At 33.3% G+C, this 13857-nt stretch carries 12 protein-coding genes; 5 read left to right on the top strand and 7 right to left on the bottom strand.

Annotated features, from left to right (window positions below):
• Positions 1-2: 2 nt before the first annotated feature.
• The 3 genes from RC62_RS02735 to RC62_RS02725 all read right to left on the bottom strand — a co-directional run bounded on the left by RC62_RS02735 (position 3) and on the right by RC62_RS02725 (position 5630).
• Positions 3-1313 (bottom strand): TolC family protein, encoded by a 1311-nt coding sequence (locus tag RC62_RS02735; protein WP_055092386.1) that lies wholly within the window; start codon positions 1311-1313, stop codon positions 3-5.
• A 74-nt stretch (positions 1314-1387) separates the two neighbouring features.
• Positions 1388-4486 (bottom strand): efflux RND transporter permease subunit, encoded by a 3099-nt coding sequence (locus RC62_RS02730; RefSeq protein WP_055092384.1) that lies wholly within the window; start codon positions 4484-4486, stop codon positions 1388-1390.
• A gap of 85 nt (positions 4487-4571) precedes the next feature.
• The gene (locus tag RC62_RS02725) at positions 4572-5630 is read right to left on the bottom strand and encodes an efflux RND transporter periplasmic adaptor subunit (RefSeq protein WP_055092382.1); all 1059 of its coding nucleotides are present in this window, start codon (positions 5628-5630) and stop codon (positions 4572-4574) included.
• A gap of 560 nt (positions 5631-6190) precedes the next feature.
• On the opposite strand from RC62_RS02725, the gene RC62_RS02720 reads away from it, so the two are divergent.
• The 3 genes from RC62_RS02720 to RC62_RS02710 all read left to right on the top strand — a co-directional run bounded on the left by RC62_RS02720 (position 6191) and on the right by RC62_RS02710 (position 8372).
• On the top strand, positions 6191-6787 hold the full coding sequence (locus tag RC62_RS02720; RefSeq protein ID WP_055092380.1) for an AhpC/TSA family protein: 597 nt from the start codon (positions 6191-6193) through the stop codon (positions 6785-6787).
• A 29-nt stretch (positions 6788-6816) separates the two neighbouring features.
• Positions 6817-7677, top strand: coding sequence for a hypothetical protein (locus tag RC62_RS02715; protein WP_055092379.1), 861 nt, complete (start codon positions 6817-6819; stop codon positions 7675-7677).
• A gap of 92 nt (positions 7678-7769) precedes the next feature.
• On the top strand, positions 7770-8372 hold the full coding sequence (locus RC62_RS02710; RefSeq protein ID WP_055092378.1) for a PAS domain-containing protein: 603 nt from the start codon (positions 7770-7772) through the stop codon (positions 8370-8372).
• Positions 8373-8739: 367 nt separating this feature from the next.
• Here RC62_RS02710 and recG read toward each other — a convergent pair whose 3' ends face one another.
• The gene (recG, locus tag RC62_RS02705; RefSeq protein WP_055092376.1) at positions 8740-10848 is read right to left on the bottom strand and encodes an ATP-dependent DNA helicase RecG; all 2109 of its coding nucleotides are present in this window, start codon (positions 10846-10848) and stop codon (positions 8740-8742) included.
• Between the two features lie 280 nt (positions 10849-11128).
• Between recG and RC62_RS02700 the strand changes: the two genes are divergently transcribed.
• Together RC62_RS02700 and RC62_RS02695 are read left to right on the top strand one after the other, a co-directional pair.
• Positions 11129-11542: a hypothetical protein gene (locus RC62_RS02700; RefSeq protein ID WP_055092374.1), complete on the top strand. Its 414-nt coding sequence runs from the start codon at positions 11129-11131 to the stop codon at positions 11540-11542.
• A 33-nt stretch (positions 11543-11575) separates the two neighbouring features.
• Positions 11576-12118 (top strand): DUF1697 domain-containing protein, encoded by a 543-nt coding sequence (locus RC62_RS02695; protein WP_055092372.1) that lies wholly within the window; start codon positions 11576-11578, stop codon positions 12116-12118.
• Between the two features lie 21 nt (positions 12119-12139).
• Here the strand turns inward: RC62_RS02695 and RC62_RS02690 are convergent, their stop codons facing one another.
• The 3 genes from RC62_RS02690 to RC62_RS02680 are packed head-to-tail and all read right to left on the bottom strand — an operon-like array spanning position 12140 to position 13841.
• The gene (locus RC62_RS02690) at positions 12140-12643 is read right to left on the bottom strand and encodes an MBL fold metallo-hydrolase (RefSeq protein ID WP_055092926.1); all 504 of its coding nucleotides are present in this window, start codon (positions 12641-12643) and stop codon (positions 12140-12142) included.
• A 52-nt stretch (positions 12644-12695) separates the two neighbouring features.
• Positions 12696-13097: a hypothetical protein gene (locus RC62_RS02685; protein WP_055092370.1), complete on the bottom strand. Its 402-nt coding sequence runs from the start codon at positions 13095-13097 to the stop codon at positions 12696-12698.
• A gap of 6 nt (positions 13098-13103) precedes the next feature.
• On the bottom strand, positions 13104-13841 hold the full coding sequence (locus tag RC62_RS02680; RefSeq protein ID WP_055092368.1) for a diphthine--ammonia ligase: 738 nt from the start codon (positions 13839-13841) through the stop codon (positions 13104-13106).
• Between the last annotated feature and the right edge of the window lie 16 nt (positions 13842-13857).

Here is a 13857-nt window from a genome sequence, read left to right as displayed (position 1 = left end):
CTTTAAAAATTAATATTTCCCGCTAATTCTTTTAAGGCAATTTCAGATAATTTAGCTTCATATTGAGCATTACTGTAGCGTACTTTTGCATTCACATAATTTAACTGCGCAGTTCTGAAATCAATAGTAGTTATGGTTCCTATCCTGAATTTATCCAGCGTGATATCTAAATTTTGTTTGGCGATAGCTTCGTTATCTTCTTCGAGGTCAATTAATTCCAGATTTGTTAAATACGTTTGAAAAGCTGTGCTCAATTGTGTATCTAAAATCATATTTTGCTGTTCGATTGCAATTTGGGTATTCTCAATTTGTAGTTTTGCTACTTTTTCATTTCGATGCTGGTTAAAACCGTCAAATATGTTTAGCGTTGCATTAAAACCATAATTAAAACCTTTTGATGAAGATTCACTGGTAAAACCTAAACTAGACTGGCTTTCAGCAAAATTATATCCGGATGTTAAGTTTACAACAGGATAACGATCTGCTTTTATTTGTTTAAGCTGCAATTCAGCAATTCGTTTGTTTATTATTTGGGATTCTAAAGCAGGATTTTGTTTCTTGGCCAATTCCATTAAATCAATCAAAACCAATTTATTGTCAACGGTAACCTGATTCGTAACCGTAAAATTAATTTTGGGATCGCGCGCTAAATACTGGTTTAGTAAAATTTTAGCATTTGCATAAGATTCTTTCTGTCTTAATAAAGCAACCTGATCTGAGTTTAAATCAACCTGAGCGTTTAAAACTTCAAGTTTGGATGCTTTTCCTATTGTAAAACGGTTTTGTGCAAGGGTTAAACGCTGTTTCGAAATTACAATTGTAGTATCTAATGCAGATAATTGCTGCTGTTGCTGTACTAGATCATAGTAAGCAGAATTTACCTGACCAATTTTGACTAAAATGGTTCTTTTAAGTTCCGCATCGCCAAGCTTTTGCAGCTCTTTTAATTGGTCTAGTCTGGCAAACATTTTCATACCGTCAAAAACCGTCCAGCCTAGACTTACGCCATAATTCAAACTGTTGTTTTTGGCATTGTTTAATGAAGTTGAAGTTCCGTCCTGACGTGTTTGGGATGAATTTGTAACACTGTTATTGTCTGTAATCGAAGCCGTAGCAGTAGGAAGCATTCCTGCGTTTCCAACTGTTACATTGGTTTCGCTAATTTTAGAATTGTTTTTGGCAATCTTAATTTCAAAATTATTTTCTAAAGCTATTTTCATAGCGTCTTCTATAGTCAAGACTTCTTGTGCGTTGCTTTTTGCTATACAAAACAAAAATAAAACGAGACTTATTACTGTTATTTTAGTTTTCATATGATGAATTGTTAGCTGTGAATTCAATTTTTAAACGAAATTCACAGCTTCTATATTATTTCAAATTTTAGTATCTATTTATGGCTCTCTCTTTCATATTCTTCGATATGATCAAATTCAGGATAATGTTTTCTGGCTTTAGACCACATTAAATAAATAGCAGGAATTACAAAAAGTGTTAAGGCAAGTGAGAAAATAGTTCCCCCAACGATAACAACTCCCATCCCGATTCTACTGGTAGAGGCTGCTCCAAGTGACATTGCAATTGGTAAAGCTCCTAATGCAATTGCTAAACTGGTCATTAAAATAGGACGTAAACGCGCTTCTGATGCTTCAAGAATAGCTTCCAGTTTTGGTTTCCCCTGTTCTCGTAACTGATTGGCAAATTCTACAATCAAGATACCATTCTTTGTTACAAGTCCAATAAGCATTACGGTACCAATCTGGCTGAATATATTCCAGGTTTGATTGAATAACCATAAAGAAAATAAAGCTCCAGCAACGGCCATAGGTACGGTTAAGATAATAATCAACGGATCTATAAAACTCTCAAATTGCGCTGCAAGAATCAAAAATATCAATAATAAAGCCAATCCAAAGGCGAAAGAAGTATTAGAACTACTTTCTACAAAATCTCGTGATTCTCCACTTAAATCCGTTGTAAAACTTTGATCCAGAACTTTAGTTTTAATTCGGTCCATTTCTTCAATACCATCACTAATACTTTTGCCTGGCGCTAAACCTGCAGAAACAGTTGCAGACATATATCGGTTATTATGATACAATTGCGGCGGATTACTTTGTTCTTCGACTTTTACCACATTATCCATCTGAATCAACTGACCTGATTTGTTTCTCACAAACATAGAAGTTAAATCCAGTGGTTTAGAACGGTCTTTTTGATCAAACTGACCAATTACCTGATATTGTTTTCCGTTTTTAATAAAGTAACCAAAACGCTGACCGCTTAAAGAAAGTTGCAAAGTTTGGGCAATATCCATAATCGAAATTCCTAAACTCTCTGCTTTTGCACGATCAATACTTACGTTGATTTCAGGTTTATTAAATTTTAAATTAACATCTGTAGTCGAAAAAACATCACTTTTACCCACTTCATTCATGAAAACCGGGATTTTTTCTCTCAGTTTTTCAAAAGTCGGCGCCTGAATAATATACTGAATAGGCAAACCTCCACGTCTGTTTACAGAAATTGTAGGCTGCTGAATTACAGATGTTTTAGCATTTGGATATTTTTTAGTCCATTTGGTTAATTTATCAGCAATATCTTTTTGAGATGTGGTTCTTTCATCCGGTTCTTTCAACGAAAGCCTGATAAAACCTGAGTTTGTCGCAGAACCTCCTGAACCTCCTGCAGTAATTACTAAACTTACTTTTTTCTCCGGAATAGAATCATCAACCAATTTTGACATTTCCTGCATAAAACGATTGGTATATTCGTATGAAGAACCTTCAGGGGTTGTCATACGCATCGTTACAGAACTACGGTCATCATACGGTGCAGTTTCTTTGGGAAGTATGGTAAAAAATAAATAAATCAATCCAAAACAAGCAATAAGAATAGGGAATGAGATCCATTTTTTGTCCATAAAGCGACCTAATGAAGCTGCATATCCGCTGTTTAGTTTTTCGAAAAAAGGTTCGGTTTTAACGTAAAATTTAGATTTCTTTTGTTCACCGCCTTTCATTAAATAGGCATTTAACATTGGAGTTAAAGTCAGGGATACAAAGGCAGAAATTAATACCGCTGCACCAATTACAACCCCAAATTCCCGAAAGAGTCGGCCTACGAAACCTTCTAAGAAAATTACAGGTAAAAATACCGCGGCCAATGTTACAGAAATCGAGATTACAGCATAGAAAATTTCATTAGAACCTTTAATGGCTGCTTCAATTGGCGACATTCCTTCTTCGACTTTTTTAAAGATATTTTCGGTAACTACAATTCCATCATCGACAACTAAACCGGTTGCCAATACAATTGCCAGTAAGGTCAATACATTGATCGAAAAACCGAAAAGCCACATGATAAAAAACGTAGCAATTAACGAAACCGGAATATCAATTAAAGGTCTGAATGCAATGGCCCAGTCTCTAAAAAATAAATAGATGATAATGATTACAAGAATAATCGAAATACCTAAAGTTTCGGCTACTTCAAGTACTGATTTTTTTACGAACAGTGTATTATCAAGTGCAATATTAAGTTTTATATCTTTAGGAAGATCTTTCTTTAAAGCATCATATTTTTTATAAAACTCTTTTGAAATATCCAGGTAATTGGCACCGGGCATTGGCACAATAGCCAATCCAATCATAGGAAGTCCTGACGAAGTCAAAGAAGTTTCTATATTTTCAGGACCTAGTTCAGCACCTCCAACATCGCTCAAACGAACAATTTTATCTCCGTCTGTTCGAATGATAATATTATTAAATTCTTCTGGTTTAGAAAGATTTCCAATTGTCTTTACAGTCAATTCGGTATTGTTTCCGGTTAATTTTCCAGATGGTAATTCGACGTTTTGAGCATTTAAAGCATCGCGAACATCAGAAACTGTACAGTTATAGGCATTTAATTTTACCGGATCGATCCACAAACGCATTGCGTAACGTTTTTGTCCCCAGATCTGAACACCGCTTACTCCCGGAATCGTTTCTAAGCGCTGCGAAATAACATTTTCGGCATAATCACTTAATTCTAAAGAACTTCTGCTGTCACTCTGAACTGTCATCGAAATAATAGATTCGCTATCTGCATCGGCTTTAGAAACTACAGGCGGTGCATCAATATCCTGTGGTAAACTTCTAACAGCCTGCGAAACCTTGTCACGGACATCATTTGCTGCTTCTTCTAAGTTTTTATCTAAATTAAATTCGATCGTTATATTGCTGCTTCCCTGATTACTTGATGATGTAATATTTCTGATTCCGTCAATGGCATTTACGGCTTTTTCAAGAGGTTCTGTAATTTGCGATTCAATGATATCAGAATTGGCTCCTGTATAATTGGTTCTGATAGAAACCTGTGCCGGATCAATCGAAGGAAATTCCCGAACACCCAAAAACGTATAACCAATGAAACCGAATAAAATAATTAAAAGATTCAGTACAATGGTTAAAACAGGTCTTCTTATACTAGTAGTTGATAAACTCATGTGAGGTTTTAGATTTTAGATTGTTGATTTTAGATTGTTGATTTCTAATATCTATGTTAAAGACTTATGACTTTAGACTTTAAGACTATTTGACTTTAACTTTTATCGGAGACTCATCTTTTAAGGACATAACGCCACTTGTTATCAAAGTATCTCCGGCTTTTAATCCTGACAAAATCAAAATTGAAGCATCTGTTCTTGTTGTTGCATCCACTTTTACTTCTTTGGCTTTGCCCATATTGGCAATATAGACTTTTTTACCATCTTGTATAGGTACAATCGCTTCTGTAGGAACTACAATCGCATCTTTAATAATATTCAGAGGTAATTTTACATCAGCAAAAGTTCCCGGAAATAATTTTCCATCGTGATTATCAGCAATTGCGCGAATTTGTAATGTACGTGTTGCTACTGCTATTTCAGGCTCAATAGCATATATTTTTGCAGAATATGTTTTATCAGATCCTGAAACGTTAAAATCAATCGCAGAACCGGTTTTTACCTGAGCTGCATATTTTTCAGGAATAGAAAAAGTAATCTTTAATTTGCCTGTATTAACCAATTTTGCCACTAAAATAGCAGGTGTAATATAAGTTCCGGGAGAAATAGAACGTAAACCAATTTTTCCTGAAAAAGGAGCTTTTACAGATGTTTTTGCAATTTGAGCTTTAATCAATTGGCTTTGAGCTTGTGCAGATGCGTGATCTGCATTTGCAACATCAAATTCTTCCTGGCTAATAGCTTCTTTTTGTAAAAGCAGTTTAGCTCTTCTTTGGTTTTCAGCAGTAAGGCTTTCTTTGGTTTGTGCTTGTCTTAATTGTGCTTTTAGTTCAATATCATTTACTTTAAAAAGTACCTGACCTTTATTTACATAACTACCTTCATTAAAGTAAATACCTTCAACAATTCCTGAAACCTCACTATGAATTTCTACTTGTTCATTTGCTTCGATAGATCCTGATAGTGATAAATTATTATCAAAAGTTGCCGTTTTAACTACAATTCCGGTTACTGATGTTGGCTTGTCTTTGTCACCGAATTTTTTCGAATCTTCGTTTTTCTTTTTGTTAGAAACAATTCTGTAGGTTATAAATCCTCCGATACAAATAATCAGTAAGGCATAAATAAGGTTTTTTATTTTCATAAAAATTGAGGTAAATGTTTTTTTGGTAATGTGTTTTTAGTAAGCTTACAAATTTAACTTTTTGAAACGAAAACTAAAGATGTTAGGTTTTATTTAACACTTGGATAATATTAATTTTAAACGTCTTTTAACAGTAAAATAAGCCAGCTTTTTGTAATTAGACATGAGTTGCGAAAAAAGGTTTAAATCAAATTTGAATTATTTTAAAAATAATTGACATTGTTTATTGTGTCTTGTTAAAACTTTGTATTAAAATCATTTTTAATAAATATATACCTATAATTATATTTTTTAAATGGTATTTTATGTAAGTTATTTATTATTTAAAAAATTTTTCGCATTTTGACTGATTTTTTTTGCACTTTATCGATTTTATTCGTAACATTGATAAGCTTAAACAAAATGATCCGTTTTTTGTGAGAATAGTAATGTTTTTGGTGGTTAAGCGATAAGATGTGTAGGTTTTTTATTTGTTTTTAAGTTAAAGTTATTAAATACTGGAATAAATCATTTAACAATCGTTTAATCATTTTCTGTTCTCAATCAAAAACTATCTTTTTATGCTAAGAAAACTACTTGTTGGCTTATGGATGTTATTATTGTGCATTGCTATTTCTGCTTTGTTCTGGAAGAACGAATTTAAATACAGCTTGCCAACACCAATCCCTAAAAATTACCATGATATAGTCATGGGAAGTAAAATTGATTTAAAATGCTGCATAACCGATAGCAGACCTATTTTTATTCATTTTTTTAATCCGGATTGTCCTTGTTCCCGTTTCAATATTCCTCATGTAAGCGGACTGATTAAAAAATATGGAGACAGAATCAATTTTAAAATTGTTGTTCTGAATAAAGAAAAGGATTTTTCGATAGAAGAAATTCAGAAAAAATTTGATGCTAAAATTCCGGTATATTTTGATAATGGTATTGCAAAAAGCTGCGGGGTATTCTCAACGCCTCAGGCAGTTATTCTCGATGGTTCCAGAAATTTGTATTACCGCGGGAATTATAATAAAACCAGATATTGTACAAACGCAGACAGTAATTATGCGCAAATGGCAATTGATTCTTTGTTAAAACAAACCAAGACCCCTTCGTTTGATGCTTTAGCTCTTAGAGCTTATGGATGTTCGCTACCAAAATGCACTAAATAAATCTATTTCTTAACCTAATCTTTTAATTTATGAAAACAAAAGCCAGTTTGAACGAACAAGATTATCTGCACAATTTTATGTCTACCATGACACAAAAATCAGATACTATTATTAATTATGTTCTTGCAGTTTATTTCCTTCTAGGGATTGCCTTATCTTTTAAGTACGACACATTTGAAATTGGGGTTGGAGTAGGTACTTTGAATCTTCTATTGTATTATTCGGCTAAATTCTTTATTAAAAACTCTAATTTTTACCAATACGTTTTATCTGTAGTTCTCGCCATCTTTATGGCACAATATATCTACCAGATGCATGGTTTGTTTGAGATGCATTTTACGGTTTTTATAGCCAGTACAATTTTAATTATATATCAAAACTGGAAACTTCAGATTCCGCTTACGCTTTTGGTGGTCTTGCATCACGCTGCTTTGGCATATATGCAGAACTTTATTTATACGGATCCAAAAGGATTACAGTTGTATTTTTCTCAGGTAAATTTTGATTTGGAAACCCTGATTATCCATGTTGTTCTGGCTGCAGTGGTTTTCTTTATGAATGGGTATTGGGCGTATTATTTTAAAGAACACAGCCAAAAACATATTTCTAAAATTTCTGATGAGTATGAGTTGGAAAACATCAAACTGGCATCGGCAAAATACAGTTCAATGACGGCTACAAAAGATTATAACGACTTTATACACAGAACAACTCTTGACTTAAAATTGCCTGTAAACTCAGTTCTTAAACTTATTGATGTTTCAAAAGGACATACAGATAATGATAAACTGTTGAGTTATCTGGAAATGATGAGAGAAAGTGCTAAGAAAATCGACGATCTGGTAAATGATATTCACGTTAAATCGACTAATACAAGAGGCCAGAGTTAATTTTAAAAAGAAAAGAGCTTAATTAAAATAATACTTTACAGCCCTCAATTATACGCAAATGCAATTGCATAGTAATTTAAAATACAAAATTTATGGATACCAGAAATAATCGCCCAACGCCATCAGACAGAGAAGTTGATTGGAATAAAACTAAAGTATTATTAAGTAAAACCGACATTAAAGGGACAATTTTATACGCAAATGAAGCTTTTATTGACGTTTCAGGATATGATGAGCATGAACTAATTGGTCAGCCTCATAATGTAGTGCGTCATCCTGATATGCCAAAAGTGATTTTTAAATTTTTGTGGGATAGTATTAAATCCAGTGAAAATATACATGTGGTTATAAAAAACATGTCAAAAACCGGAAGGTATTATTGGGTTGTAACCGATTTTAAAATTATTGCTGATGGCGACGGAGAAATTGCAGGTTATTTTGGTACCAGAAAATCTGTTCCTGAAGAAATTATTGTCAAATTTATAGAGCCTTTATATAAAAAACTGCTTCATATAGAGGAAGTAAGCGGTCTTGGCGCCTCTGAAGATTATTTAATTGGTTTTCTTGAAGAACGCAAAAAGACTTATATGGAATATGTAGATCACCTGATTGCCACAGGAAAAGATGATAAAAATAAAATAAGCAAGGGGCTTTTTAGTGGTTTGTTCGACAAGAAAGCACCACCAAAAAAATAAAAAGTTAAAAGTAAATGCTAATGTAAAAATTAAAATAGCTTCATTGTATCCACTGAATTTCAATCTTAAAAATTTGTCCCCCAACAAATCTAAATCACCTTAGAATAAGAGATATTGATATTTTTAATACAGTGAAGTTTTTTTAGAAAAGGTTCAAAGCGACAAAGTAACAAAGGGACAAAGATTGTTTTTTTACTCATTAGCTTAATTATTCAAGAGTAATGAGGCTTAGGAACAAGACTCTTAAAAAAACGGGAATTTGAATTTTACCTTTTTTGGAATTTTTTTGAAAATACTTAGCCAAGATTCTTCGGGATAGCAATTTAAACCTTTGTAAATCTGCTACTTTGCCACTTTGAACCTTTTTCTAACTAATATAATTCCAAATATTTTTCTTTTTGGTTAACTCTATAAAAACTGCTTTTAGTACCGCATGCTCCGGTTTTTGCAATGGCCCGTCTTCTTTTAATATTTTCATGGCATAGTTTCTTGCAAGGCTTAAAATATCTCTGTCCCGAACAATATCTGCAATTTGAAGGTTTAAAACACCACTTTGCTGTGTTCCCATTAAGTCTCCGGGACCACGAAGTTTCAGGTCGACCTCGGCAATTTCGAAACCGTCATTCGTCTGAACCATTGTTTCCATTCTGGTTTTACTGTCAGCACTTAACTTGTGGCTTGTCATTAATATGCAATAACTCTGTTCTGCTCCACGACCTACACGTCCGCGCAATTGATGTAGTTGTGATAACCCGAAACGTTCTGCACTTTCGATAATCATAACACTCGCATTAGGTACATTTACACCAACTTCAATTACGGTTGTTGCCACCATAATATTGGTTTTGCCTTCAGAAAAGCGTTTCATTTCAGCGTCTTTATCTGCCGGTTTCATTTTTCCGTGTAAAATGGAAATGGAATATTGCGGTAACGGAAAATCGCGTGAAATACTTTCGTAACCGTCCATTAAATCTTTAAAATCCATTTTCTCAGATTCCTGGATTAATGGATAAACAATATAAATTTGTCTGCCTAATGCAATTTCATCTCTTAGAAATTTCCAGACCTTCAAGCGATTACTGTCAAAACGATGAACGGTTTGAATGGGTTTTCGACCCGGAGGTAATTCGTCAATTACCGAAATATCCAGATCACCGTACAAACTCATTGCCAAAGTTCGCGGAATAGGAGTGGCGGTCATCACTAAAACATGTGGCGGAATTTCGTTTTTCTTCCACAATTTAGATCTTTGTTCTACGCCAAAACGATGCTGCTCATCGATTACCGCTAAGCCTAAATTCGTGAATTTTACTTTATCTTCTAACAAAGCATGAGTACCTATAAGAATATGCAAACTTCCGTTTTCAAGTTCTTCGTGAATAATTCTTCTTGCGGCGGTTTTAGTTGAACCGGTGAGTATTTTTATATTGATATTTAATGTTTCAGCCAATTCTGATAATCCTATGAAATGCTGATTTGCAAGAATTTCTGTAGGGGCCATCAAGCAAGCCTGGAAACCATTATCAATAGCCAGAAGCATGCTTAAAAAAGCAACAATAGTTTTTCCGGAACCTACATCTCCTTGCAATAACCGGTTCATTTGTGCATTGCTGCCCATATCTGCACGAATTTCTTTTACCACTCTTTTTTGAGCATTTGTGAGGTCAAATGGCAAATAATTCTGATAAAAATCATTAAAATATTCCCCTACTTTTGTAAATGGATGCCCCTTTATTTTATGTTTCCTAATCAGGTTTTTAGTAATGAGCTGCAATTGAATAAAGAACAATTCTTCAAACTTCAATCTAAATTGGGCTTTCGCCAAAGCATCTGTACTTTTAGGAAAATGGATGTTGAATAAAGCGGCTCTTTTTGAAATTAGTTTTAGTTCTTCGATCAAATAAGGAGGGAAAGTTTCACTGAATAACGCCTGCGTTTCAATAAACAATTGCTCCATCATTTTATTGATCGTGCGGTTTGAAATACCTCTGTTCGTCAAAGTTTCAGTCGATGGATAAACGGGCTGCATGGCTGAACGCAGACTTTTTTCATGCTCGCTTAACAATTCAATTTCCGGATGTGCCATACTAAACTGACTTCCGTAAAGAGAACATTTTCCAAAAATAACACAAGGTACATTGAGCTTTAAGCTCTCCCTGATCCATTTATGTCCCTGAAACCAGTTTAGGTCAATTTGACCTGTATCATCGACGAAAGTAGCAACCAGACGTTTTTTGTTTTTGGCAAACTCAACGGTTTTTATATTGATTATTTTTCCAATAATCTGAACTTCGGTACCTGTATTTTGAAGTTCATTAATTTTATAATATCGCGTTCTGTCAATATATCTGTTCGGAAAAAAATTAACTAAATCTATATATCTATGAATACCCAATTCCTTACGAAGCAATTGTCCGCGATTGGGACCAACGCCTTTTAAGTATTCAATTGAGGTTTCGAGAAGATTGTTAGACATTATATATAGACAGTTAAATCAGACTTTATAGATTATAGAAAAAGAAAATAGATTTTATTTTAGTCTGTTTTCTTTACTTTATACTCTTTTATCTTTAGAAAAGCGAAGATAGATTTTAATTGGGAAATTTGAAAGTGTATTGTTTATTATGCTTTTATTAGTTTTCCGGGAAGTTTTAAAACGTTTTAATATTAACTTAGTGAAAACTTAATGATCTATGACGCAACTATTTTCATAAATCAGAATCTTTATAATAATAACCTTAAAACCATAAAGAAAAATGAAAAAGATTGTACTTTTATTTGTGTTTACTCTTGCGTTTGTTTCTTGTTCTAAAAATGATTCAGACGATGATGTTGTTGTTTCTGATTATTACGGAAAATGGATTCAATTTGCGGAAGCTCCATATATTAATGATCCGTCTTCAACACAGTTTTCGTATCAATTTAATAAAGACAATACTTTTACTAAAACAAGAAACTATGACAATACGATTACAACTTTGTCAGGCACTTTTGAGATTGTAACTAATGAAAATGCAACCGTTTTTGTATTAACTTATCCGGAGCAAAATTTTTTAATATCCAGTTGTACGGGAGGGCTAAAAGAGAGTTTTACTTTAGATAAAAAAGGACATTTAAATGATAATGCGGGTATGTGTGATCGTTACGGGAAATATAAAAAAGCAAAATAAAAAACGTAAGTTTGCTAAAAAAACAACTTACAAATGACAACTCACTTAGCACTTTTACGCGGCATTAACGTTTCCGGTCATAATATGATGAAAATGGAAGCTTTGAAAACCATGTTAGAAAATATTGGTTTTCAGAATGTAAGAACCTATCTGCAATCCGGAAATGTTTTTGTGGACACAGAGGAAGAAAGTGCTTCGAAAGTAGGTTTTATGATTAAACAGGAAATTTTTAAGGTATTCGGACATGAAGTTCCTACGATTGTTATTGCTAAAGAAGATCTTGAATTGTGTTTTAAGAACAATCCTTTTCTTAAAGAAAAAGAAATCGATACCAAAAAACTGTATGTTGCTTTTGTTTCTGTTGCCCTGAAAAGTGAGAATATAAATGATTTAAAAATCAGCCAATTTAAACCTGACGAAGCAAGTATTGACGGAAACCGAATTTTTATTAAATATGCCGTTGGCGCAGGAAAAACAAGATTTGATCAAAAATATATTGAGAAAAAACTAAATGTTACCGCAACAATTAGAAACTGGAACACCGTTACGAATTTATTGAATATGTATGCTGAATAATTTAATTAGCTAATTTTCTAACTAATCTCTCAGCCATTTTAGCATTTCAGGAAAAGCAGGTTTCCCTTCTTTGAGCGCACGATCTTGTGATAAAGACAGTCCCATCCATTCCAGGAAAGGTAAACCAATATAGTTTTTAGTACTAAAATTAGAAATAAACCAATCAGATTGGTTTTTATAACCATTGGGGTGAAACACAAATTCCAGTGGTAATTTTAGGTGATTTAATGCTGCAAATGACCACAAAATAGCACCTATTTCTTCGGCTTGGGTTGGCCAGTCCGGAGACATTTTATTAGTTCCGACTAATTTTCTTTCGACAGAACTCGTTACTGCTAAATGTCCTGCTTCATGCAGAATATCACCGGGATATAATAATTTGTCATAATCGATATAAAGACAATTTGGCCCTAAACTTAATCCGGGTAAAAAAGTAGTATCTAATTCTTTTTCAATTATATCTAGTCCTATTTCGTCTAGAAAGGATATAATTTTCTGCATTTCAGGACTTGCTTTTACAGACATATTAATCGAATTTTCAGATAAAATTAATATTTTTAAATAATGAGGCAGCAACTTATTTATCGATAGATGGAATTGGTTTTCTCTTTAAAAAAATTGTATCAGAATTATGGATAGCGCCTTTTCTTATTCCGCCGCCAAACTGGTTAAATAATTCTATGAATTTCTCTTCGTAACCTTCTTTGATAATAGCTTCATTTACAAATAATGGTGGTGCTTCATTACCAATAAATGTAAACTCGGAATAACGAAGTTCTTTTAACTGAAAGTGACCATTTGTATCCGTTATATTTTCTCCAACTTTGCAATTTTCAATGGGTTTTCTGGTAATAGAGTCATAAATGTATCCAACAATTTGAGGTCTTTTGCATCTGCTCACCAAACAACTTTGACAAATAAAAGCAAGTAGAATCACTAACAGAAAGGCGTGTAGTTTTTTAGAACTGTATATTTTCATTTTTTCTTAAATTAAATCGCAATACCAAAATCCAAAATCAAAGGCATTTGTTGCATTGGTATCGCAAGCTGTATCAGAAGAATTTTGTGTTTTTGGCTGTTCATATTTCCGATAGACGATTTCGCCAATTTCAAAATTTATTGGTTCTGAAAAAATTGGTCCGTCAAAAGTAAAAGTGTGAAATTCGCCATTTTCTCCGCAAACATCTACATTTTCAGGTAAGTCGTTTATGAAATCCTGATCGATAATCCGACCAACAAAACTTTTATCGAGATAACGTTCGTTAACGCAAACTACAATTGTTTTAAAACCAAGAGATATAAATTCCTCTATCAAATCCCGGGTTGGAATTTTCCAAAGAGGAAAAACACTTTCAATACTAATTTTTTCCAGTTGATCTTCACGATATTTACGTAAATCCTCCAGAAAAATATCACCAAAAAAAGAATGCGTAATGCCTTCTTTTTTTAATTCTGTTAAAGTTTCAGTAAGTACATTTTCGTAAACTTCCATTGTTGGCATTTCAGGAATCTGCATGATTTTCAATGGTAATCCAATACTTTCAGCTTGTGCTTCAAGTAATTCAACACGAACACCATGCATCGAAATTCGTCGAAATTCCTGATTGACGCTCGTTAGTAAATATTCAATTTTAAAATCGGGATTTTCTAGTGTTTTGTACAAAGCGAGAGCAGAATCTTTTCCGCTGCTCCAGTTAAATATTGCTTTTTTGGGTGTTGGCACGTTGTTATAATTTTCT

The sequence above is a fragment of the Flavobacterium aquidurense genome (assembly GCF_001404985.1).
Taxonomy (GTDB): Bacteria; Bacteroidota; Bacteroidia; order Flavobacteriales; family Flavobacteriaceae; genus Flavobacterium; species Flavobacterium aquidurense_B.
Note: the sequence above shows the minus strand (reverse complement) of the source record. Positions and strands in the feature narration are given on the sequence as shown.